Genomic DNA, 23,506 nt, shown 5'->3' on the forward strand with positions numbered 1-23,506 from the left:
TCTATCTCACCGCTGCGGCCGCAGTGAAACCGGCGTCACCGATCGGTGCGACGAGCCGAAAGTGCCGCCGCGACACCGAGAACGACGATTCCGGCGACCGATGGCACCACACCGGGCCCCATCTCCGGGTCGGCTGCGCGAGCGGACGTCAGTGGCCACGACGCGAGATGAACGACACCCGCGACGGCCGCGCCGGCGAGCAGAACGCTGCCACGCGCGGGGCGGGCCCGGGCGGCAACGAGGGCGGCGACGACGACGCCGACAGCGAGCAGCAGCTGCCCCCAGGTGTCCCAACCCCACGGGAACTCGGTGATGGTCGCCGCGGTCAGATCGCTGCCTCGATACAGGGGCAGGGCCAATCCGACTGCCAGTAGAAGGGCCCCGACGAGCGCAGTTCCCAGCACCGGGAAGTAAGTGGCCGCATCCTCGGACGTGTCGACGTCGTCACGCTCGGCCGATCCGGCGAACAGGGCCAGCAGTCCGGCGACGGCCGCGAACACGACGCCCGCGATGATCAGCAGAGCACCCGTCCCGGTATCGACGCCCGCGAGATCCTCGGCCAGCACCACCGACTGCAACACGGCCGCCGCGGCCGACACCGCGGCGAGCCAGAAGACGGACAAGAACGGACGAGCCGCCGCAGCGAACTCGGAGAACAGCAGCGGCACCGAGGCCAGAATCGAGACAAAGCCCGCTATGAGCACCACGCGGGTCGCCAGGATCGTGGGCGCAGTTCCTGCGGCGTCGGTTTCGAGAATCGGCAACAGGGACCCCACCACCAGCAGTACGCCGGCAACTACGCCCGCACTGCCTGCTGCCGCATGCCACCTCGTGGTGCCGGGCCCCGAGACCCCGCGCGGACCCCGACCACCCTCGGCGACGGATCGCGCCGCCGCCAGAGCGCGGCGATCACGGCCGGAGGCAACAGGTGCGAGTACAGCGCCTCCGACGGTCAATCCGAGCCCGGCAACGGTGCCGAGGTATGCCCCGAGGCCGGCCTCGATCCGAGCACCGGTAGCCACTCCAGCGAGCAGACCGACACCCGCGAACGAGAGGACCCCGAGACCCGCGCCGACGGCGGCACCGGACGCGACCACCGGCGAGAGCGACGCCAACGCCGAGGCCGTGACCACGAGTGCGCCGATTCCGACCAGCGCGGACCCCACCGCCACGAACACCGGCGACTCCACCACCGCCGAGACGATCACCACCGGATCGGCCGACCGGTACAGCGAGGCGAATGCCGCTGCGGCGGCCACGACACCGAACGCTCCGAGCAGGATCGACAACAGCGGACCCACCCGGCCCGCTGTCGCTCGTCCCACGTGCTCCGAGTAGACCGAATGTCCGTACCCGTCACCGAGCGCTGCACGATGCACTGCCGACCACCCCGCCGCACCCGCCAGAACCGACGCAGCGTGACCGGCGAGCAGAACATGAGAGCCGAGGGTGGCGTCGAGCATCGCGGCGCTCAGGGGACGGAACAGCTCGAGCCGGTTCGCATCGATCGGATCGGACAGCACAGCGAGATCGAGGATCGCAATTCCGAGCGTCACCGCGCCGAAGCCTGCGAGCAGAGCGGCACCGAATTCGACGCGTCGCATCGCAGCACTGACGGCGCCGGCAACCGCCACCACGACCGGGAGCGCAACGGCCAGCACAGCGGCCGACGAGACCCCGTCGCCCACCGGCGAACCGTCGACGGCCTGGACGACGCCGATCAACGGAGCTGCAGCGGCACACAGTGCGGCGACGACAGCGAGCACGACGGCGACGACGATGCGCGACGTGGGCGAATGATCCTCCACGCCGCCGCGGGCATCCTGCGGCGCTATACGTTGCGGTTCGGCTCGGTCGGAGCCGTGGGCGGACGAGTCGTCGAAGGTGGGGGTCGGCACCCGTAGGACGGTATCGGCTCGGTCGCGCCCCGAGCCGTCGGTCACGGTGCGTGCCGCATTCGTGTCCGATTACGGATGTGGCGTGTCACCACATAAACCCTGGTCACCCTGTGAGCCATCTCACATATTGCCTTGGTTTCGGCTGTTAACTTGCGCGCGCCGCAACCATTTCGTTACCGTCTGCCGAGTCTTTCAGTAACGGCCAGGTCACAGATATCGGAGGTTGTAGGTCTTGCAGCAGCACCGCGCGTCCTTTACTTCCAGCCGATTCTCTCGCCCGACGGCGGACGACGCGACCACGGTGTACAGCTACGAGCCCACCACCGAGCCGAGTGCATACGAGGCCTATTCCTACCCCACGTACGAGTACGTCGAAGCCGATTTCGCCGGTGCAGTAGCAGCCGACGAGACACCGACCGTCGTCACGACCTACGCAACCACCGCAGACGCCGCACCCGTGGCTCGTCGCGGCGGAGCGCACCGCATCCCCGTTCCTCCGACTGCACTGAAGGGTCGCGCCGCCGTGCTGGCCGTGGCCGCCGGTGCCGTCGTTGCCGCAGGGCAAGCCGTCATCAACGACGATGCGCCCACCGCAGTCGCCACCTCCGAGTACGCACTCGCCGCGGGTGAAGCACCGGCCGCCGCAGCACTCGCAGCCACCACCGCACCGCAGGCCGACGAGCCGGTAGCCGACGCTTCGAGCGCAACTCCCTCGCAGGCACCGCAGATCCTCAGCGTCGCCGCGCCGGTCGACCTCAGCCAGTTCAACGACCTGCTCGCCAAGGGCCAGCGTTTCAGCGAAGAGCGGGCCGCACGCGAGGCCGCAGCCCGTCGCCCACTGTTCTCCCTCCCGGCGCAGGGCACGTACACCTCCAACTTCGGCACTCGATGGGGCGTCCTGCATGCCGGCGTCGACGTCGCCAATGCCATCGGAACCCCCATCTACGCCGTCGCCGACGGCAAGGTGATCGATTCCGGTCCCGCGTCGGGCTTCGGAATGTGGGTTCGCCTGCAGCACGCCGACGGCACGATCACGGTCTACGGCCACATCGACACCTCGACAGTCACCGTGGGCCAGGACGTCATGGCCGGCGACCAGATCGCAACCATGGGCAACCGTGGCTTCTCCACCGGCCCGCACCTGCACTTCGAGGTTCATCTCCCGGGTGAGGTCAAGATCGATCCCCTCCCCTGGCTCGCGTCCCGAGGAATCTCCCTCGGACCCGAAATGGACTGAGTCCTTCTTCACCGCTTCACAACAAAGCCGGACCCCGCTTTCGCAGGGCCCGGCTTTCGCATTGTCGGGACTTCTACAGCTTGGTCATCGGAACGCCGCCGATGAGCATCATCTTGACGCGACCTGCCGAGCCGAAATCGATCAGCACCATCGCCTTGACTCCGGCACCCGTGGATTCGAGCACCGTACCCAGTCCATACTTGTCGTGGCTGACTCGATCACCCACGGCCAGAACCAGATTGGAGTTTCGGCCCTTCGCGGCACCGAAGCTCGGAGACGTACTCTGGCTACGACTCGACGACCCGCCGTAGCTACCGGAGCCGTAGTTGCCCGAGCCGTAACCGCCGCCCGAGCCGTAACTGTTCGATCCGTAGCTGCCGGATCTACCGCCGCCGATTGCGCGGCCGCCGCCGGTGCCCGGGTCTTCGCGACGCCAGTCGATCAGATGTTGAGGAACCTCTTGCAGGAAGCGTGATTCCGGGTTGGCGATGGGCTGACCCCACGCCGACCTCATGATCGCGCGCGTGAGATAGAGCCGCTGCCGCGCGCGAGTGATGCCCACGTACGCCAAGCGTCGTTCCTCGGACAGCTCGTTCGGATCACCGAGCGCACGCATGTGCGGGAACTGGCCGTCCTCCCACCCGGTGACGAAGACGACCGGGAATTCCAGCCCCTTGGCGGTGTGCAGCGTCATCAACGTCACGACGCCGGTGCCCGAGTCGGGGATCTGATCGGTATCGGCAACCAGAGAAACCCGTTCGAGGAACGCGGCCAACGAACCGGGCTCGGCCAGACCGTCGACTCCGCCGTCCTCGTCGTTTCGGTCGTCACCTGTTTCGAGCGCCTCTTCGGCCACTGCGGCCTGGTTGCGCGCCTCCGACGTGAACTCTCGTGCGACGCTGACCAATTCGTTGAGGTTGTCCAGGCGAGCACCGTCCTGCGGGTCGCTGCTGGCTTCGAGCTCGGCGCGATAGCCGGTGCGGTCCAGAACTGCTTCGACGACGTCACCGATATCGGCGATGTCGTTGCCGTCTCCGTCGGTGGCCGTCAGTACGGCACGCAACTCGTCGAGCAGTTCCATGAACTGAGCGATCAACTTCTGCTGCCGCGAGTTGAGCAACGCCACCTTGCCCGCGGCCGCGTCGTGCAGCGCTCGCGAGAAGCTGATGTCGCGTTGCTCGGCGTGTACGGCCACACACGCCTCGGCGCGGTCTCCGATGCCGCGTCGGGGGGTATTGAGGATGCGCCGCATGCTGACGGTGTCGTCTTCGTTGGACAGCACGCGCAGGTACGCAACGAGGTCACGGACCTCCTTGCGCTCGTAGAACCGGACGCCGCCGACGACTTTGTACGGCAGACCCAGACGAATGAAGATCTCTTCGAGCGCGCGCGAGGAGTTGTTCGTCCGGTAGAACACTGCCACCTCGTCGAAACGCACATCCCCGCTGTCGACGAGACGATCGATTTCCGACGCGACGAACGACGCCTCGTCGTGCTCGTTGTCGGCGACGTACCCGACGATCAGTTCGCCTTCACCGGTGTCGGTCCACAACTTCTTCTCGCGTCGTCCGATGTTGCGCGAGATGACGGCATTGGCCGCCGACAGAATGTTCTGCGTCGATCGGTAGTTCTGCTCGAGCAGAATGGTGCGAGCGTCGGGGTAGTCGCGTTCGAACTCCTCGATGTTGCGAATGGTCGCGCCGCGGAATGCGTAGATCGATTGATCGGCGTCACCCACCACGCAGAGTTCACCCGGCGCGACGGTGCCCTCGAGCGCGCCGTCTGCATCGGGCGTGCCGACGAGTTCGCGAACCAGCATGTACTGGGCGTGGTTGGTGTCCTGGTACTCGTCGACCAGTACGTGCCGGAACCGGCGTCGGTAGTACTGCGCCACCTGCGGGAAGGCCTGCAGAATTCCCACCGTTTCGCCGATGAGGTCGTCGAAGTCCATGGCGTTGGCTGCGCGCAGACGCTGCTGATAGATGCGATAGACCTTCGCGACGAGTCGGGGCAGCTCGGCAGGGTCGCCGTCGGCGTCCTCGGCGGCCTTGTCCGGGCCGATCAGCTCGTTCTTGAGGTTGGAGATCGCCGTCGAGAGCAGACGAGCCGAGAACTTCTTGGTGTCGATCTGCAGGTCTTTGGAGATCATCGTCAGCAGCCGGCGTGAGTCGTCCGCGTCGTAGATCGAGAAGTTGGAGTTCAATCCCGGCAACAATGCCGCCTGGGCGCGCAGGATGCGCACGCAGCTGGAGTGGAACGTCGACACCCACATGGCGTTCGCCCGCGGCCCCACCAGACCTGCCACTCGCTCGCGCATCTCGGCGGCGGCCTTGTTGGTGAACGTGATCGCCAGGACCTGCCCCGGCGACACCCCCCGCTCCGCGAGCAGATATGCGATGCGACGCGTCAGCACCGCTGTCTTGCCCGAGCCTGCACCGGCCACGATGAGCAGCGGCGATCCCGTATGTACGACGGCCTCGCGCTGCTGAGGATTGAGCCCCTCCAGCAGCGCGTCGGACGAGGAGTTCTTACGGGACTCGAGGCCCTGGAGGAATGTGTTCATCGTCTGGCCAGGCTACCGGCGCGTACCGACAAACCCACATCCCGTGGTCGTCGGCGTCATCTCCGACTTTTCAGGACGGTTACCCCGTGGCACACTGGATCGGTGATCGAAAAAGTCGTGCGTCATCGCTTGCGTCGGATCGGCCACTGCGCAGCCGGACGAGCGGGAGCCTGTCGACAGTCGTAACGCCCCAGCTTTCCCGGCGGGAATCTCGTCGATCTCGGTCCTTCGAGACGAAACCCAGCCGACAGCCGCTGCAGTTCCGAATACGAAAGGCGTAACGGTGCCGGACGACGCAACGATCCAAGATGTGACCCGAGGAGAGACGATGGCTATGACGACGAAGATCGATTCAGAGACTGCATTGCCTTCCAGCGAAGCCGAGATCAACGATCTGCGTCAGGAGATCGATCGTCTCGACGCCGAGATTCTCGCGGCAGTGCGGCGTCGCTCCGAGGTCTCGCAGATCATCGGACGCACCCGCATGGCGTCCGGCGGCCCGCGCCTCGTGCACAGCCGTGAGATGAAAGTTCTCGAGCGTTTCAGCAGCCTCGGTCAGGAAGGCCACACGCTGGCCATGCTCCTGCTCCGCCTCGGCCGCGGTCGCCTCGGCCACTGACCGAACCCCGGTTGGGCGCGCAGGATGCACGCCCAACCGATGCTCTACTTCAGTGCGATGTACTTGGTCTCGAGGTATTCCTCGATTCCCTCGGATCCGCCCTCACGGCCGAATCCGGATTCTTTGACCCCACCGAACGGTGCTGCCGCGTCCGAGATCACTCCGCGGTTGACACCCACCATGCCGCTGTCGATCGCGTCGGCCACTCGTAGCGCGCGATCCAGGCTCTCGGTGTAGATGTACGACGCTAGGCCGTACTCGGTGGCGTTGGCTGCGTCGATTCCTTCCTGTTCGGTGTCGAATCCGACGATCGGGGCCACCGGGCCGAACACTTCTTCCTTCAGAATGCGGGCCGACGTCGGCATGTCGGTGAGCACGGTCGCCGGGTAGAAGTAGCCGTCGCCACCCGGTGCGCTACCGCCGAGCGCTACCGTCGCGCCCTTCTTCACTGCATCGTCGACGAGCTCCTGCACGGTCTCGAGCTGGTCTGCGTTGATCAGCGGGCCGAGCTTGGTGTCGGGGTCGACGCCGGGTCCGAGTTTCATCTCGGACATCTTCGCCACCAACTTGGTGGTGAATTCCTCACGCACGCTGTTGTGCACGTGCAGCCGGTTCGCCGCCGTGCAGGCCTCGCCGCCGTTGCGCATCTTCGCCAGCATCGCGCCGTCCACTGCGTCGTCGATGTTCGCGTCGTCGAACACGACGAACGGGGCATTGCCACCGAGTTCCATCGACGTCCGTAGCAACCTCGTCGCGGACTTCTCGACGAGCGATTTGCCGACGCCGGTGGATCCGGTGAAGGTGAGTTTGCGGAGTCGAGGATCTTCCAACAGCGGCCCGGTGACGTCGCCGGACTTCGACGTCGTCAGCACGGAGAGCACGCCCTCCGGCAGGCCGACCTCGTCGAAGATCTGCGCGAGCAGCAACATCGTCAGCGGGGTCTCCCGGGCCGGCTTGACCACGATGGTGCAGCCGGCGGCCAGAGCGGGCCCGATCTTCCTGGTGCCCATCGCCAACGGAAAGTTCCACGGGGTGATCGCCAGTACGGGGCCGACCGGAGCCTTCGTCACGAGAATGCGGCCGTTGCCTGCCGGGGCCGGGGTGTATCGACCGCCGATGCGCACTGCTTCCTCGGCGAACCACCGGAAGAACTCCGCGCCGTATTTCACCTCGGCCTTCGACTCCGCGAGGGCCTTGCCCATTTCCAGAGTCATCAACAGCGCGATGTCGTCGGCACGCTCGGTGACCTTCTCGAACGCCGCTCGAAGAATTTCACTGCGTTCGCGGGCAGGTGTTGCCGCCCAGCTCTTCTGCGCCGCAGCAGCCGCGTCGAGGGCCTTCATCGCGTCGGCCGGAGATGCGTCCGCCACCTCCGTCAGGGGCTTGCCGGTCGCCGGATCGTTCACCGCGAACGTCTTACCGCCCTCGGCGTCGACGGCCTTACCGCCGATCCACAGTTTTGCCGGAATCGATTCGATCAATGCACGTTGGTCCATACCGTCCATGATGCCTCCGCAGCGCCCGATGCAAACGACAAACGACGCGCGCATGACTCGGCACCGGATTACTGTTGGTTCGTATGAGCGTCGATATCACCGGCACGGATGCCTGGCAGAAACTGACCGATCACCACTCCGAGATTGCCGATACTCATCTCCGAACTCTGTTCGCCGATGACGCCGACCGAGGGCGCACCTTCACCCTCGCCGCCGCGGATCTTCACATCGACTACAGCAAGCATCGCGTCACCAGCGAGACTCTCGCCCTGCTGATCGAACTGGCCCGCACCGCAGACGTCGAAGGCAAGCGCGACGCCATGTTCGCAGGCGAGCACATCAACACCTCCGAGGATCGCGCTGTTCTGCACACCGCGCTGCGCCTTCCCGCCGATGCGTCGTTGACCGTCGACGGCCAGGACGTCGTAGCCGATGTGCACGAAGTCCTCACGGCCATGGGCGAATTCACCGATCGCGTGCGTTCGGGCGAATGGGTCGGTGCCACCGGCGAGAAGATCTCCACAGTCGTCAACATCGGTATCGGTGGATCCGATCTGGGCCCGGTCATGGTCTACAACGCACTCCGTCACTACGCCGACGCGGGAATCTCGGCGAAATTCGTCTCGAACGTCGACCCCGCCGATCTCGTCGGCGCGCTCGACGGACTCAACCCGGCGTCGACGCTGTTCATCATCGCCTCCAAGACCTTCTCCACACTCGAGACGCTGACCAACGCCACCGCGGCCCGCCGCTGGCTCGTCGACGCACTCGGTGAGGACGCCGTCGCCAAGCACTTCGTCGCCGTGTCCACCAACGCCGAACGCGTCGCGGACTTCGGCATCGACACCGCCAACATGTTCGGCTTCTGGGACTGGGTGGGCGGACGCTATTCCGTGGACTCGGCAATCGGACTGTCGGTCATGGCCGTCGTCGGCAAAGAGGCGTTCGCCGAATTCCTCGACGGTTTCCATCGGATCGACGAGCACTTCCGGTTGACGCCTCTCGCCGAGAACGCACCGGTTCTGCTCGGCCTCATCGGCCTGTGGTACAGCAACTTCTTCGGCGCGGAAACCCGTGCAGTGCTGCCGTATTCGAACGACCTCTCCCGCTTCGCCGCCTACTTGCAGCAGCTGACCATGGAGTCGAACGGCAAGTCCGTCAAGGCCGACGGCTCCCCCGTCACCACGCCGACCGGCGAGATCTTCTGGGGCGAGCCGGGTACCAACGGTCAGCATGCCTTCTACCAATTGCTGCACCAGGGAACACGTTTGGTGCCTGCGGACTTCATCGGTTTCGCCGAGCCCACCGACAATCTTCCCACCCGTGACGGCACCGGCTCGATGCACGACCTGCTGATGAGCAACTTCTTCGCACAGACCAAGGTGCTCGCCTTCGGCAAGACCGCCGAGGAAATCGCCGCCGAGGACACACCCGCAGATGTGGTGCCGCACAAGGTGATGCCGGGCAACCGACCGTCCACCTCGATCCTCGCCCCCAAACTGACCCCATCCGTCGTCGGACAATTGATCGCCCTGTACGAACACCAGGTCTTCGTCGAAGGCGTCATCTGGGGAGTCGACTCCTACGACCAGTGGGGCGTCGAACTCGGTAAGACCCAGGCACTCGAACTGACACCGGTACTCACCGACGCCGAAGCCCCTGCCGTGCAATCGGATTCATCCACCGACGCCCTGGTTCGCTGGTACCGATCGCAGCGGGGTCGTTCGGCCTGAGTTCGGTCGGCCTGAGGTCGGTCGGGCCCGGCCGGGACGCAGATCAGCTCCCCAGTTTCGGATTTATGCCTCCGATCGGCGTCGGATATCCGAAACTGGGGAGCTTTTTCGCTGCATACGGATCCGAATCGACGGTCGGCGCGTCCAAGCATCCATGGACCTACCTCACACCGACCTGTTCACCAGAGCTGACGCACTTACTTTCGGGTTGACCGACGACGACCTGAAAAGGCTGCGCCGCGCCGGTGAATTGTCGGTGCTGCGACCGGGCTTCTATGTGCCTACCACGCTGATGCACGAGGCCAGCCTGACCGAACGTCATTTCCTGCTGGCGCGGTCGTATCTGATGTCCGCACCGGCGCACGAAGTGCTCAGCCACGTCTCGGCGGCCATCGCCTGGGGCTTCGACGTCTGGAAGCTGCCGCTCGACAAGGTGCACATGACACACGGTCTCGATTACGCGAGCAAGCGTCGCCCGCTCCGAATTCTCCACGGGACTACATTGGACCCCGCCGAACGCACAACCGTCAACGGCTACCCGGTCACCACCGCGGCTCGAACGGTCGTGGACATCGCTCGCACCAGCAGTGTGGATCGATCGGTATGCGTCGGCGACAGTGCACTGAGATCCGGCCACACGGACTCGGACGCGCTGGCCCACGCGGTCGAATCCGAACGATTCCGAACCGGCATCGCAGCCGCCCGACGCGCGGTGTCTCTGATGAACGGGCGTAGTGAGAGCGTCGGCGAATCGCGCAGCCGAGTGCTGTTCGAAACCCTCCCGCTCCCCACACCTTTGCTCAACCAATGGGTGCACGACGGAGCCGGCCGCTTCGTGGGAAGAGTCGACTTCCTGTTCTGGGAGCTGGGTGTCATCGGCGAATTCGACGGCGAATCGAAGTACGACTCAAAACGCGTTCTGTTGGATGAGAAGTATCGCGAGGACCGACTTCGCGAACTGGGTTGGGTCATCGTGCGGTGGAACTGGCGTGAACTCGACGATCCCCGAGCACTGCTTCGCCGCTTCGAGCAGGCCTTCGCCCGCGCAGCTGCGCTACCGGCACCCAGCGGATGGTTCGGCGACCAGAGGATGGCGGCGGATCAGCTCCCCAGTTTCGGATAACCGACTCCGATCGGCGTCACATTTACGAATGTGGGGAGCTGATCCGCAGGACACGAGCCAAATCGTCACACCCGACCCAACACAGCTGAGGTATCGACTCCGACGGGCAGGGTGCCGAAGGCAATGCCCCAGTCTCGGTCGAGTCGGCTCGCACAGAAGGCGTCGGCCACTGCGGGATTTCCGTGCATCACCAACTGTGCGCCTTGGAAGGTCAGCGCCATGAGTTCGACGACGCGGCGGGCCCGGTATTCCATGTCGGAGGTGTCGGAGAGTTCCTTGCCGACGCGGGCGATGGCGTCGTCGAGGCGAGAATCCACACCCGACGCCTTGCCGATCTCACCGAAGAAGGCCTCGACACTGTCGGGTTGACGGGCCAAGGCACGCAGGGAATCGAGTGCGGCGACGTTGCCCGACCCTTCCCAGATCGACATCAATGGCGATTCGCGGAACAACCGAGGCATGCCCGATTCTTCGACATAACCGTTGCCGCCCAGGCATTCGAGTGCTTCGGCGGCGTGGGCCGGCGCTCGTTTGCACACCCAGTACTTGGTGATGGCCAACGCAATTCGGCGTAGCGCACTCTCCTGCTCGTCGCCGCGAGCGGAACCGTCGGTAGCCTGCGCCAGGCGAATCATGGCCGCGGTCGCCGCTTCGGATTCGATGGTCAGGTCTGCCAATACGTTTCGCATCAGAGGCTGATCGACGAGCGCAGCTCCGAACGCGGCTCGGTGCCGCGCATGATGGACTGCACGCACGGTGGCGTTGCGAATACCGGCAGCAGAGCCGATGACGCAGTCCAGCCGGGTCATGTTCACCATCTCGATGATGGTGCGCACCCCGCGGCCCTCCTCGCCGACGAGCCAGCCGGTCGCACCGTCGTACTCCAGTTCTCCCGAGGCGTTGGACTTGTTGCCGAGCTTGTCCTTCAAGCGCTGCAACATCATTCGGTTACGGGTGCCGTCGGGCAGCACCCGCGGCAACATGAAGCACGACAGCCCGCCCGGTGCCTGGGCCAACGTCAGGAACATGTCCGACATCGGTGCCGAGGTGAACCATTTGTGACCGACGATCGAATAGGTGCCGTCCGACGACGGGGTAGCGGTGGTGGTGTTGGCGCGAACGTCCGAGCCGCCTTGCTTCTCCGTCATCGACATACCGGCGATCAAGCCGCGTTTGCTCGACGGCTCGCGCAGCCCGAAGTCGTACTCCCGGGATGCGAGCGGAGGCTCGAACTGCGCGGCGAGAGAGGGGTTGTGCCGCAACGCCGGTACGACGGCGTAGGTCATCGAGATCGGGCACATGTGGCCTGCTTCGGCCTGTCCCCATACGTAGAATTTCGCGGCGCGGGCCACGTGCGCACCCACTCGGTCGTCCGTCCACGGGCTGGCGTGCAGTCCGTGCTGCACCGCGACGGTCATCAGATCGTGCCAGTGCGGATGGAATTCGACCTCGTCGACGCGATGGCCGTACCGATCGTGAGTCCTGAGCACCGGCGGGTTCTCGTTCGCGAGCCTGCCCCACTCCTGGGCCTCGACTCCGCCTGCGAGAGCGCCCAATCGCCGCACCTCGTCGCGCGCCCAACCGCCGCCGGCTCGGTCGAGGCCGTCCAGCAGCGAGGCGTCGTCGGACACGTCGTAGGGCGTCAGGTCGGTCGCCTGATTGAAGACCTCATGTGTGTTCATCTCGAACTCCTAACGCACGCAACGAATAAGCGACGAGACCGGGGACCACGTCCACGGACTCGTGCGAGGACAAAGGACCGACCAGCACTTCGCCGACGGCACCCACGAGGCCGGCGGCCGAGATCGCCGCGTCCTGATCGGGAATTTCCCCGGCCGCGATTCCTGCCACGATCGCGTCGGCGAACGCAGCGGTGAATTTGCGCCGGAACACCAACCGCTCGGCGTCCACTGCTGGATCGACCGGTTCGGCGAGCAGCGCGTAGGCCATCGTGCGGTTCTTCAGGGCCCGCCCGGCGAAGGTCTGCACCACCGCGGCGACTCGCTCGGATGTGCTGCCGTGTGCGGCGACGGCGACCACCGCAGCCACTTCTCGGGTGCAGACCTGCCGGAAGATCTCGACGACCAGGTCGGATTTGCCGTCGAAGTGCGTGTAGACGCTGCCCGCGGACACGCCTGCGGCCGCGGCGACCGAGGCCACCGACAGGCCCGCGTATCCCTTGGTGGACAGGACCTCGACAGCGGCAGCAAGCAGTCTCGTTCGGCCGGCATCGAGCCGGGCTTGCACTGCGGGTGTTCGCCGGTAGGGCATTGAAGGATTGAAGCACTGATTCAGTGCTTCACGCAAGGGGACTCGAGTAGGTTCGTAACCATGCCGGTACGGATCGAACGATCAGGCCCCGTCACCACCGTGGTCCTCTCACGCCCGGAGGCTCGCAACGCCGTCGACGGGCCCACTGCTCAGGAACTTACCCAGGCCTTCGAGGAATTCGATGCCGACGAATCCGCGTCGGTCGCCGTGTTGTGGGGCGAGGGCGGCACGTTCTGCTCGGGAGCCGACCTCAAGGCACTGGGCACACCGCGCTCGAATCACGCGACCGAACACGGGGACGGACCGATGGGCCCGACACGAATGCGGTTGTCCAAGCCGGTCATCGCCGCGGTGTCGGGATACGCCGTCGCGGGTGGGCTCGAACTCGCCCTGTGGTGCGACCTACGCATCGCGGAGGACGACGCGACTTTCGGCGTGTTCTGTCGGCGCTGGGGCGTGCCCCTGATCGACGGCGGCACAGTGCGATTGCCGCGCATCATCGGCACCGGACGAGCGATGGACATGATTCTCACCGGACGCGCCGTGGCAGCCCAGGAGGCGTTGGACATCGGCCTGATCACCCGGGTGGTTCCGGTCGGCCGTGCCCGATCCGAGGCCGAGGCGCTGGCCGCCGAACTGGCGTTGCTGCCCCAGACCTGCATGCGCGAGGACCGGCTGTCCGTCCTCGAGCAGGACGGCCTCGACGAGGAAGCCGCGCTGAAGAACGAGTTTCGGCACGGTGCCATCTCGATCACCGCCGACGCGCTCACCGGAGCGAGTCGGTTCGCCTCGGGCGCGGGGCGACACGGTACCCCCAGTCCGTGATCTCGACCCGCCTGTCGGTGATCGACGAGATCTTTCTCCGCACACATCGCGGGTACGGCACACCGATTGCACTGCAGGGTATTTGGCGTACTGCTGAGTCGGTGACCCAGGACGAACTCGATCGGGTACACGCTGCGCTCGCACGTGGGCAGCTGGGTCGACAGGTCGGCGTGCCTCGCATCCCCGGTGCCCGGCTCCGATGGGACGTCTGTTCCACCTCGCTGCCGCTGACGGTCGCCTCCGAGCCGGTCGACGACGCCATCGAGTGGGCCGACCACCAGGCCGATGTGCAGTTGGATCCGCAATACGGACCGGGCTGGCGGTTGACGGCAGCTCCGCTGGCCGACGGCGGTACCGTCGTATCGCTGGTGTGCTCGCATGCGCTCGCCGATGCCCGTGGTCTCATCGACGCTGCCGCACAGTCGTTTTCGGGCTCGGTAGAAACCGCACCGATCGCCTCCCCCGGTTCGGACGCGGCGGACGCTCTGCGCATGGTCGTCACCGTGCTCGTGCGGTCGATCGTCGCGACCGCTCGACTGTGGGTGAGCGCGAAGGCTCGGGCCGAGCTGCGCGCGTTCACGGCATCCGACTCGAATCGCACACGCCCCCACCGTGTTCGACGGGCCTTCTCGGTGGTCGTGGACGTCGATGCAGCGCAGTGGGATTCGGCTGCCGAGCTCGGCGGTGGCTCACCCAATTCGTTGTTCGTGTGCGTCGTCGCCGCGACCATGGCAGAACTCGGCTCACCCACGGTGACCGTCGACATCCCCTTCCGCACCGGATCCGGAGACGCGAACTCGATTGGTATGGCCACCGTCGACGTTCGCGGAGACGATTCGCCGACGGCAGTGCGCGCGGCGTGCAAAGCTGCCTTCGCCGCGCCCGTCGGAGCCCCCGCGGGGTACCCGCCCGAGGTTGTCCAACTGCTCCCCCACCGCCTTGCGGCGAAGTTGACCTCGACGCCGGGGCGCGGAGAAGTGTTGTGCTCCAACATCGGCGACATTCCGCATGCGCTGACGACCCTCGGGTCACATCGATCCTGCGGTCTGGCCACCCGCGCGATCCACCCCGCACCGACGGGACCGATCCCGCTGTCGACGATCAGGCTGTCGACCTACCTGTCCCGGATGGACGGGCGCTACACACTCTCCCTGGTGTGCACCGACGACGCGCTGGTCGGATCGGCGGCAGAGCTCACCGCAGCGGTGCACCGCGCTCTGGCGCGGCGAAACCTGGCCGGTACACCCTGGTAGGTCTACCGTTGCAGCCATGAACGAGCACGATATCCACACCAAGATTCAGCAGCTGATCGCCACCGAGCACAAGCTGCGCACCGACACCCAGGCCGGGGAGATCGACCCCGACACCGAGAAGGCGCAGCTCGCGTCACTCGAACACGCTCTCGATCAGTGCTGGGACCTGCTCCGGCAGCGCCGCGCACGCATCGACGCAGGCAAGGACCCCGACTCCGCGACGGCCAACAGCGTCAACCAGGTCGAGGGATACCTGCAGTAACGTCCGGCCATTCCGCAGGCTCCACTCCTGCAGTCAGACCATTCGATCCGTCAGCACGTTCGGCAGGAACCGCAGCGCCGCGTCGATGCCTCGCCATTTCAGGCCGGGCAGCGCGGCGCGGCGCGTTTCGCTTTCGATGGCCCGGACCATCGCGGTGACGCCTTCGTCCAGAGTGGCTGTGAGAGCAGCACTGTCGCCTGCGCCGGCCGACATGTCGGTGGCGATGAAACCCGGCAGAAGCGTCGTGACGACGATGTCGGTTCGGGCCAACTCGGTGGCCAACGATTCTCCCAGAGAGGCCACCGCCGCTTTGCTGGCCGAGTAGGTCGCCTTGGCACCGGGCAGACCCCGATCGGCGCTGATGGACGAGACGAACACCAGGTGCCCGTGCTTCTGGGCCCGGAATATCGCCAACGCGGCCTCGGCCTGCGACAGCGCACCGACGAAATTGGTGCGCGCGGTCTGCAGATTGGCGTCCGCGCGACCGGATCCGATTTTCGCACCCTTGCCGAGTCCGGCATTGACGACAACTCGATCCAGGCCGCCCAACTCGTCGCGCAGTTCGCCGAACACCGTCACTACAGCATCGTGATCGGTGACGTCGAGTGCGCGCACCGCCACGGTGATCCCAGGATGCTGCTTCATCAGTTCGGAACGAAGCTCGTCGAGCCGCTCGACCCGTCGCGCACAGAGCGCGAGATCACGGCCCATGGCTGCGAAGCGGCGCGCCATCTCCTCACCGAGTCCTGAACTCGCGCCGGTGATCAGAATCTTGCTCCGAGTGGTCGCCATAAGCGGGGAGCCTATGTCACTGTGGAGCAATGGCCCCAGAGAGCTCGGAATTCGATGTGATCGTCATCGGCGGAGGACCCGTCGGTGAGAATGCCGCGCAGTACGCGATACAAGGCAGCAGCCGCACCGCCGCCATCGTCGAACACGAACTCGTCGGCGGCGAATGCTCGTACTGGGCATGCATGCCCAGCAAGGCGCTCCTGCGGCCGAGCGAGGTGCTCGATACCGCCCGAAACATGCCGGGTGTGAAAGAACTGGTCGGCGATCAGCCCCTCGACGCCGACGCCGTATTGGCCCGACGCGAATCCTTCACGCACGGCCTCGACGACTCGTCTCAGGTGTCGTGGGCCGAGTCCGCGGGCATCTCGGTGATCCGTGGCCACGGACGGCTCAGCGGGGTCAAGACCGTCGAGGTCGACGGCAGAACGCTCACAGCTCGGCATGCGGTGGTGCTGGCCACCGGCACCACCGCGTCGGTACCGAACACGCCTGGCCTTCGCGACGCCCGACCGTGGATCTCCCGCGACGCCACGAACATTCACGAGACCCCCGGCCACGTGGCCATCATCGGCGGCGGTGTCGTGGCGAGCGAGGCAGCGACGTGGCTGCTGTCCCTGGGGGCGAAAGTCACGATGATCGTGCGCGGCTCGTCCCTGCTGGCCGGCTCCGAGCCGTTCGCCGGGCAGCTCGTCGCCGATGCACTGAAACAACGCGGCGCAACGATCATGCTCGACGCGTCCCTGACGGCTGTGTCGCGACAAGATCCCGCCGACACCGGCGTCGGCCGAATCCACGGTGGTCCGGTCACTCTCACGGTCGGCGGCGAGGACCTCGTCGTGGACGAGGTGCTGGTCGCGGCGGGCCGCTCCCCGGCGAGCTCGGATCTGGGACTGTCCACCGTCGGTCTTCCCGACGGCAGATACGTCGACGTCGACGACCACCTCACTGTGGGGGACCACGACTGGCTCTATGCCGTCGGCGATCTCAACGGCCGGGCACCGTTGACGCACATGGGCAAGTATCAGGGACGGGTGGCCGGTGACGTCATCGCCGCCCGGGCCGAGGGAAAGCCGCTCGATCACAGAAAGTTTCGCGCCACCGCCGACCACGGACAGATTCCCCAGGTCGTGTTCACGCCCCTCGAGGTCGCCTCGGTCGGGCTCACCGAGGCCAAGGCGCGCGAAGCCGGTATCGACGTCGAGATCGCGGCCCAGGACATCGCCGTCGCGGGTTCCTCCCTACAGCAGGACGACTATTCGGGTCGTGCGCAGTTGGTGATCGACAGGGCCACCGACACTCTCGTCGGGGCGACCTTCGTCGGTCCGGGTGTGGCCGAGTTGGTACACGCGGCCACCGTTGCCGTGGTCGGGAAGGTATCGCTCGACGATCTGTGGCATGCGGTGCCGTCGTATCCGACGGTCAGCGAAATCTGGCTCCGACTACTCGAATTGCGCCGGTGACAGGTTCAGCTCCGCGCATATGCCGCAGCTATGCCGGCGTAAGTTGTCGGGTCGGTTCGCCTCAGGCGTAGAGCCACCAGGACTCCGAGGATCGCTGCGAAGATGAGCACGACCGGTACCGCGTTGACGACGGCAGAATCGGATCCGGTGAGCACGCTGTAATGCGTTCCGGCGAGAATCAATCCGGTCGTGAACCCGAGAAATCCGATGCCCGGGGCAATCGCGGTGCGCCACACGGATCGATCGGGATGGCCGATGAAGAACACGACCACCGACAGTGCCGCGGCGGCCTGCAGCGCAATGACACCCAGAGTGCCGAGGCCGATGGCACCGGCCGCATAACTCAGGTAGGGGTCGGCACCGGCCACCGCGAAGCCCGTCAGCGATACCGCTGCCACCACCGATGCGGTGATGCTCCCGATATGGGGGCTCGCGTGCCGCGGGTGAATTCGGCCGAGCCACACCGGAAGTACCCGCTCACGCCCCAGCGCGAACAGATAACGACTGGCGGCGTTGTGCACTGCCAGATACGACGCGAGCACGCTGGTGCACAGCAGCACTGCGGTGCCGTCGTACAGCACGGTTCCGCCGTACTCACGCGCCAGCGTGAACAGTAGGTTGCCCAGTTCGGTCTGGGCCAGCGCCGGAGCGTCGACACCGCCTGCCGCACCGACGACGATCCAGCTCGTCGTGACGTAGAAGACCGCGATGATCGACACCGCAATGAACGTCGCACGCGGGATGCTCCGCCGCGGGTCCTTGGTCTCCTCCCCGTACAACGCTGCGGATTCGAACCCGATGAAGCTCGAGAAGGCGAACATCATGGCAATACCGAGCGAACCGGAGAACACCTGAGTGGGTGTGAACGACTCCAGTGGCACTGCGGCAGCACCCTTCTGCCCGACGACCAAACCGTCGAACACCACCAGAAAAGCGAACTCGAGCACCATCAGTGTCCCCAAGACCTTGGCGGAGAGGTCGGCATTTCGGAACCCGAGAATTGCCACGATCACCACGGCAACGCCGGTGAAGACGTACCACGGAATATCGATGCCCGAATCGGCGAAGACCAGATGGGTGAAATAGCCGAATGCTCCCGAAAGCCCGCACGCAAGTGACGTATACGCGACAACTGCGACATATGCGGCAGCAATTCCGGGCGGTTTACCCAACGCGAGACCGATGTAGGTGTAGAACGCACCGGTACTGTAGACCTGCTGCGCGATCGCCGCGAACCCCACCGAGAAGCAGAGCAGCACAACGGAACTGATCGCGTACGCAGCAGGCAACCCAGCCCCGTTTCCGCGAATCAATGCCAGTGGCACATTACCGATCATGGCCGCCATCGGTGCTGCGGCAGCAACCACCAGAAACACCACTCGCCCGGTGGTCAGAGTACGTCGCTCGGACATCGTTGGGACGCTACCCGTACTGGGAGCACAATGCTGACATGGAATACGAGATGGGCTGACATGGAATATCAACGCGGTTTCGAGAGACTGGTCAATTTCAGCGATGCCGTGGTAGCCATCGCGGCCACGCTGTTGGTTCTACCGCTCGTCGAGTTGGCCGACCCTGGCCGGAGCGACAGCTTCGTGGACGTCTTTCGTGAGCACGGTGTGGAATTCTATGCATTCGTCCTGAGCTTTCTGGTGATCTTCACTCAATGGCTCAGCCACCACCGCGTCTTCCGAAATCTGATCGGCTACACACCTGCACTGATGTGGATCAATTTCGTGTGGCTACTGTCCATCGTGTTCCTCCCCTTTCCGACGAAGCTGATCGCCGAGAAGAACGGATACGACTCGAGTTCGTCGACGCTGTACGTCGCCACAATCGCTGTCTCCGTCATCGCCATGTTCGTCGCGGACGTCGTCGTCTCGCGGCACCCGTCGATCGTGGCCGCTGACTCTCGCGACGTGGAACGAGTCCGCACCGGCGCCGTCGGCTCGGCGTTGATCCTGATCGCGTTCGGTCTGGCGTTCACACCACTCGGCCTGTGGTCACTGCTGATCCTGCTGCTGGCCAAGCCGATCAACCACTTCGCCGATCGACGCACTACACGTAGATTGGTCGAGTGACCGAGAATTCACCGAAGCAGCAGCCGCTTCTCGTGCTGGGCAAGATCACCGAGATTCTCGATGCGTTCTCGTTCGATCGCCCGGCCATGACGCTGGGCGAGATTCAGCAGAGCACCGGGCTGCCCACCTCGACGGTGCAGCGTCTGGTCACCAACCTGGTTCAACAGGGCTTTCTGGATCGAGGCGGCGATCGCATCCGCATCGGGGTGCGGATGGCGTACTGGGCCGCGACGGCGACCAAGGATCTCGACGTGTTGTCGGTCGTCAACCCGATCCTCAAGGACATGCGCGATCTGACGACCGAGACAGCGTGCTTCTTTCGGCCCGAGCAGAACTACCGTGTATGCGTGGCCATCGCGGAGACGCGGCATGCGTTGCGACGAGACATGTACGTCGGCAAGGTCATTCCGCTCAGCGCAGGATCGGCCAGCCGTGTCCTACTGGCCTGGGACTCGGAACTGGCCGAGCGTGTTCTGTCCCGCGAACTCGAATCGTTGACCGAGCAGACGGTGACCGAGGCCGAGACGATGCGGGAACTGTTGGCGCAGACAAGGTCCGACGGCTACGCGATCACCACCGGTGAGCGCGAAACCGGCGCATCGGGGCTGTCCGCTCCGGTGTTCGATTCGGCCTCGGACATCGTCGGTGCCGTCACCATCAGCGGCCCGACACTACGGATGCCGCAGTCGCAGTGCGAGGCCTGGGTGGACCTGCTGATCTCGCATGCCGAACAGATCACCCGGACCCTCGGCGGCCGCTACCCCGCGTGACCCCAGGCCTCGGGATTGACCGGGTGCGGCGGGAGCTCACCGCGCAGCATCGCCACGGCATTGGTGGCGCACAGGCGCGCCATCTCCGAGCGCACCGAGACCGTCGCGCTGCCCACGTGCGGTAGGAGCACGGTATTGGACAGTTCGGCCAGGCCCGGTTCGAGCGTAGGTTCGCGTTCGTAGACGTCCAATCCTGCTGCAGCGATCCATTTCTCACGTAGAGCAACCACCAGCGCTGCCTCGTCGACCACCGGCCCACGCGCGGTATTGATCAGAATCGCCGACGGCTTCATGGCCTCGAACACGGCAGCATCGACCAGATGCCGGGTGGAGTCCGACAACGGGACGTGCAGAGACAGAAAGTCACTCGTTGCGACGATGTCGTCCCACGCCGCATGTTCGATGCGGCCGGCGAACTCACCGAGTTCGTCGTCGGAGACCTCGCGGTCGCCGGGCGGCCGGGGGCAGAACTTCACCGTCATGCCGAAGCCCAATGCCCGCCGAGCGGTGGCCCGAGCGATCCGACCGAAACCGGCAAGGCCCAGCACGCGGCCCGAGACATCGCTGCCCAGCAGCAGTTCGGGCTCCCACCCGGTGAAGGATCCGGACCGAACGAAGGCATCGGCCTCGACGGCGCGGCGGGCCGTGGACAGAATGAGGAGCATCGCGATGTCTGCGGTCGAATCCGTCAGCACACCTGGAGTGTTCGCGGCGGTGATTCCGTGGCGTGTGGCGGCCGCGATGTCGATGTTGTCGAATCCGACGGCGTAGTTGGAGATCCCGGTGATCGACGCCGTAGCGAGAAGTTCCGCGTCGAACCGGTCACGCAACTGCGAGACGACCACGGAATACGTACCCGATGCGCAGGCGTCGAGAAGCTGCTCGTGGTCCAACTCGCGGAGGTCGACCTCGCCGGCAGCCCGCAGAATGTCCATGCCGGGAGCCGGGATTTCCGACGTGACGAGAATGCGGCTCATAGGACCCACTCGAACACGTGCGCCTCGGACCTGGCACCCTGCACGGTTTTCGATCGCATGGGCTCCTCCAGTTCGGCCAGCAGGCCCTCCGACAGAGAGACCATGCGTGCCAGCGTCTTCGGCTCGAACCAGTCCGGCCTCGTCGCGAAGAGAATGTCCTCGGACGAGGTGTTGCCACTGGCACCGGGGGCGAAGGGGCAGCCGCCCAGTCCGCCGAGCGAACCGTCGACCATCGCAGCTCCGGCCGAGATGGCGGCCAGAGTGTTCGCGACGCCCAAACCCCAGGTGTCGTGACCGTGGAACACCACCCGGCGATCCGGCGTTTCCGCGCGCACCCGTGAGATCAGCGACGACACCTGAACCGGTACTGCCTGTCCGAGGGTGTCGCAGATGACAATATCCGTTGCGCCCGTGGCCCGTTCGTCGTTGGCGATCTCGATGACCCGATCCGGCGGTACCTGTCCCTCGAAAGGACAGGTGAACGACGTTGCGATACACAACTCGATCTGTCCGCGCACCGAACGGGTGATGTCGACGGCATCGGGCATCGCGGCCAGCGACACCTCGGTGGTGCGCCCGATGTTGGCCTGGTTGTGCGAGTCCGACGCGGAGAAGCAGTACTGGAAGTTGCGAGCCCCTGCAGCAGCGGCCTTCTCGACGTGGCGTGGAGTGGCGACCCACACCCAGCATCGCTCGAGTTCCTCGGCGGTCAGCTCGCCGATGACCTCGAGGGTGTTGGCCATGGGCGGCACTTTGTCGCCGCGTGCCATCGAGCCGACCTCGAGTGCCGGCACGCCGAGTTCGATGAGGGCCCTGATGATCTCGAGTTTGCGTTCGGTGGGGAGCATCTTGCCGGTGAGCTGCAGTCCGTCGCGCATCGTGACGTCGCGTAGCTCCGCGGTGGGGGTGAAACGGTACATCTACAGGCCCATCTCTTCGTCGGTCCGGCCGAGCAGCGTCGACAGTACTTCTCTGGTGTGCTCGCCCAGATCCGGCCCGACCGAACGGATCGGCAGGGATGCATCACCGATCACCGGGACAACTCCGACGAACCCGACGTCGGTGGGCTCTCCCTGGCCGGTGTCGACCGGAAAGTGCTGAATCATGTTGCGGGCCGCGTACTGTTCGTCGGCAACGATGTCCGCGGCGGTGTAGATCGGACCCGACGGCACCCCGGCGGCGTCGAGTATCTTCAATGCCTGCTCGCGCGAATGCAATCCGGTCCAAGCCGAGATCGCGGCGTCCAGCTCGTCCCGGCGACGCCACCGGCCGGCGTTGGTCGCCAGGTCCGGATCGGCTCCCAGATCGGGACGGTCGATGGTTTCCATGTAACGCTGGAAGATGGCGTCGCCGTTACCGGCGATGATGATCGAGTGACCGTCGTTGCACGGGTACGCATTCGAGGGCGCGATGCCCTCCATCCGGCCGCCCGTCCGTTCACGTTCGACGCCGTAGGCCAGATAATCCGGGATCAGCGACTCCATCATCGACAGGATGGATTCGTTCAAGGCCACGTCGATGGAACGCTGTTCGAGCGACAACGGGTCCGATTTCTCTGCTGCGCGCTGCGTCTGTCGCTGGAACAACGCCATGACACATCCGAACGCCGCATAGAGACCGGCGATCGAGTCGCCGATCGACACACCGACCCGCACGGGCGGCCTGTCCGGATCACCGACGAGGTTGCGGAAACCGCCGTACGCCTCTGCCACAGCGGCAAATCCGGGTCGCTGCGACATCGGACCGGTTTGCCCGAATGCCGAGATGCGCGTGATGATCAGCTCCGGATTGGCGGCACTGAGAACCTCGGGCGAGATCCCCCACTTCTCGAGTGTGCCGGGCCGAAAGTTCTCCAGCACGATGTCGCAGTGCGCGGCGAGGTCGACCACATCTTTGCGGCCCTGCTCGGTGCGCAGGTCCAACACGATCGATTTCTTGTTCCGGTTGATCGTGCGGTACAGCATCGACGTCGTACCGGAATACAGCCGCCAATTGCGCAATTCGTCGCCGGTACCCGGCCTTTCGACCTTGATCACCTCGGCACCGAAATCGGCGAGCATCCTGGCCGCCGTGGGTGCGGCGATGTAGTTGCCGAGTTCGAGAACTCGAACTCCACTGAGCGGCAATGCCATTGTGTTCCTTTCGA

Annotated in this window: 20 protein-coding genes; 10 read left to right on the plus strand and 10 right to left on the minus strand. The window is 65.4% G+C overall.

Annotated features, from left to right (window positions below; genetic code table 11):
• Positions 1-35: 35 nt before the first annotated feature.
• Complete coding sequence (locus CH281_RS15580; RefSeq protein ID WP_256983597.1) at positions 36-1,898, minus strand: hypothetical protein; 1,863 nt, start codon at positions 1,896-1,898, stop codon at positions 36-38.
• Between the two features lie 232 nt (positions 1,899-2,130).
• Between CH281_RS15580 and CH281_RS15585 the strand changes: the two genes are divergently transcribed.
• Positions 2,131-3,135: a M23 family metallopeptidase gene (locus CH281_RS15585; protein WP_032365931.1), complete on the plus strand. Its 1,005-nt coding sequence runs from the start codon at positions 2,131-2,133 to the stop codon at positions 3,133-3,135.
• Positions 3,136-3,208: 73 nt separating this feature from the next.
• Here CH281_RS15585 and pcrA read toward each other — a convergent pair whose 3' ends face one another.
• Complete coding sequence (gene pcrA / locus CH281_RS15590; protein ID WP_094694759.1) at positions 3,209-5,698, minus strand: DNA helicase PcrA; 2,490 nt, start codon at positions 5,696-5,698, stop codon at positions 3,209-3,211.
• 328 nt (positions 5,699-6,026) lie between these two features.
• Between pcrA and CH281_RS15595 the strand changes: the two genes are divergently transcribed.
• Entirely contained in the window at positions 6,027-6,317 is a 291-nt protein-coding gene (locus CH281_RS15595) for a chorismate mutase (RefSeq protein ID WP_027496010.1), read from the plus strand.
• Between the two features lie 44 nt (positions 6,318-6,361).
• On the opposite strand, the gene CH281_RS15600 is transcribed toward CH281_RS15595, so the two are convergent.
• Positions 6,362-7,813: an NAD-dependent succinate-semialdehyde dehydrogenase gene (locus CH281_RS15600; protein WP_094694829.1), complete on the minus strand. Its 1,452-nt coding sequence runs from the start codon at positions 7,811-7,813 to the stop codon at positions 6,362-6,364.
• A gap of 83 nt (positions 7,814-7,896) precedes the next feature.
• Here CH281_RS15600 and pgi point away from each other — a divergent pair, with 83 nt between their 5' ends.
• On the plus strand, positions 7,897-9,546 hold the full coding sequence (gene pgi, locus CH281_RS15605; protein WP_094694761.1) for a glucose-6-phosphate isomerase: 1,650 nt from the start codon (positions 7,897-7,899) through the stop codon (positions 9,544-9,546).
• Between the two features lie 154 nt (positions 9,547-9,700).
• A complete protein-coding gene (locus CH281_RS15610; protein WP_094694763.1) occupies positions 9,701-10,669 on the plus strand; it encodes a type IV toxin-antitoxin system AbiEi family antitoxin domain-containing protein in 969 nt (322 codons plus the stop codon).
• A 65-nt stretch (positions 10,670-10,734) separates the two neighbouring features.
• Here the strand turns inward: CH281_RS15610 and CH281_RS15615 are convergent, their stop codons facing one another.
• On the minus strand, positions 10,735-12,351 hold the full coding sequence (locus CH281_RS15615) for an acyl-CoA dehydrogenase family protein (protein WP_094694765.1): 1,617 nt from the start codon (positions 12,349-12,351) through the stop codon (positions 10,735-10,737).
• Positions 12,338-12,940, minus strand: a complete 603-nt coding sequence (locus CH281_RS15620) for a TetR/AcrR family transcriptional regulator (protein WP_094694767.1) — start codon at positions 12,938-12,940, stop codon at positions 12,338-12,340. Before CH281_RS15620 ends, CH281_RS15615 begins: the two co-directional genes overlap by 14 nt.
• 60 nt (positions 12,941-13,000) lie before the next feature.
• On the opposite strand from CH281_RS15620, the gene CH281_RS15625 reads away from it, so the two are divergent.
• The 3 genes from CH281_RS15625 to CH281_RS15635 are packed head-to-tail and all read left to right on the plus strand — an operon-like array spanning position 13,001 to position 15,280.
• The gene (locus CH281_RS15625; RefSeq protein ID WP_027496004.1) at positions 13,001-13,765 is read left to right on the plus strand and encodes a crotonase/enoyl-CoA hydratase family protein; all 765 of its coding nucleotides are present in this window, start codon (positions 13,001-13,003) and stop codon (positions 13,763-13,765) included.
• Positions 13,762-15,018, plus strand: a complete 1,257-nt coding sequence (locus tag CH281_RS15630) for a hypothetical protein (protein WP_094694769.1) — start codon at positions 13,762-13,764, stop codon at positions 15,016-15,018. The genes CH281_RS15625 and CH281_RS15630 overlap by 4 nt, the downstream gene beginning before the upstream one ends.
• 16 nt (positions 15,019-15,034) lie before the next feature.
• Positions 15,035-15,280 (plus strand): DUF2630 family protein, encoded by a 246-nt coding sequence (locus CH281_RS15635; RefSeq protein ID WP_027496002.1) that lies wholly within the window; start codon positions 15,035-15,037, stop codon positions 15,278-15,280.
• Positions 15,281-15,313: 33 nt separating this feature from the next.
• Here CH281_RS15635 and CH281_RS15640 read toward each other — a convergent pair whose 3' ends face one another.
• Entirely contained in the window at positions 15,314-16,072 is a 759-nt protein-coding gene (locus CH281_RS15640; RefSeq protein ID WP_032371257.1) for an SDR family oxidoreductase, read from the minus strand.
• Between the two features lie 29 nt (positions 16,073-16,101).
• Between CH281_RS15640 and CH281_RS15645 the strand changes: the two genes are divergently transcribed.
• Entirely contained in the window at positions 16,102-17,532 is a 1,431-nt protein-coding gene (locus CH281_RS15645) for a dihydrolipoyl dehydrogenase family protein (protein WP_094694771.1), read from the plus strand.
• 5 nt (positions 17,533-17,537) lie between these two features.
• Here CH281_RS15645 and CH281_RS15650 read toward each other — a convergent pair whose 3' ends face one another.
• Positions 17,538-18,944, minus strand: a complete 1,407-nt coding sequence (locus tag CH281_RS15650; RefSeq protein ID WP_094694773.1) for an APC family permease — start codon at positions 18,942-18,944, stop codon at positions 17,538-17,540.
• A 60-nt stretch (positions 18,945-19,004) separates the two neighbouring features.
• Here CH281_RS15650 and CH281_RS15655 point away from each other — a divergent pair, with 60 nt between their 5' ends.
• Positions 19,005-19,613, plus strand: a complete 609-nt coding sequence (locus CH281_RS15655; RefSeq protein ID WP_027495998.1) for a TMEM175 family protein — start codon at positions 19,005-19,007, stop codon at positions 19,611-19,613.
• On the plus strand, positions 19,610-20,383 hold the full coding sequence (locus tag CH281_RS15660; protein ID WP_228139160.1) for an IclR family transcriptional regulator: 774 nt from the start codon (positions 19,610-19,612) through the stop codon (positions 20,381-20,383). The genes CH281_RS15655 and CH281_RS15660 overlap by 4 nt, the downstream gene beginning before the upstream one ends.
• Here CH281_RS15660 and CH281_RS15665 read toward each other — a convergent pair.
• Genes CH281_RS15665 through CH281_RS15675 form a run of 3 tightly spaced genes read right to left on the minus strand, consistent with a single transcriptional unit; the run spans position 20,371 to position 23,492 of the window.
• Complete coding sequence (locus CH281_RS15665) at positions 20,371-21,360, minus strand: 2-hydroxyacid dehydrogenase (RefSeq protein WP_032385703.1); 990 nt, start codon at positions 21,358-21,360, stop codon at positions 20,371-20,373. The two genes, CH281_RS15660 and CH281_RS15665, sit on opposite strands and share 13 nt — an antisense overlap.
• A complete protein-coding gene (locus CH281_RS15670) occupies positions 21,357-22,280 on the minus strand; it encodes a hydroxymethylglutaryl-CoA lyase (protein WP_032385704.1) in 924 nt (307 codons plus the stop codon). The genes CH281_RS15665 and CH281_RS15670 overlap by 4 nt, the downstream gene beginning before the upstream one ends.
• Positions 22,281-23,492, minus strand: coding sequence for a CaiB/BaiF CoA transferase family protein (locus CH281_RS15675; protein ID WP_032385705.1), 1,212 nt, complete (start codon positions 23,490-23,492; stop codon positions 22,281-22,283).
• Positions 23,493-23,506 lie beyond the last annotated feature (14 nt).

The sequence above is a fragment of the Rhodococcus sp. 06-221-2 genome (genome assembly GCF_002258365.1).
GTDB classification, from domain to species: Bacteria; Actinomycetota; Actinomycetes; order Mycobacteriales; family Mycobacteriaceae; genus Rhodococcoides; species Rhodococcoides fascians.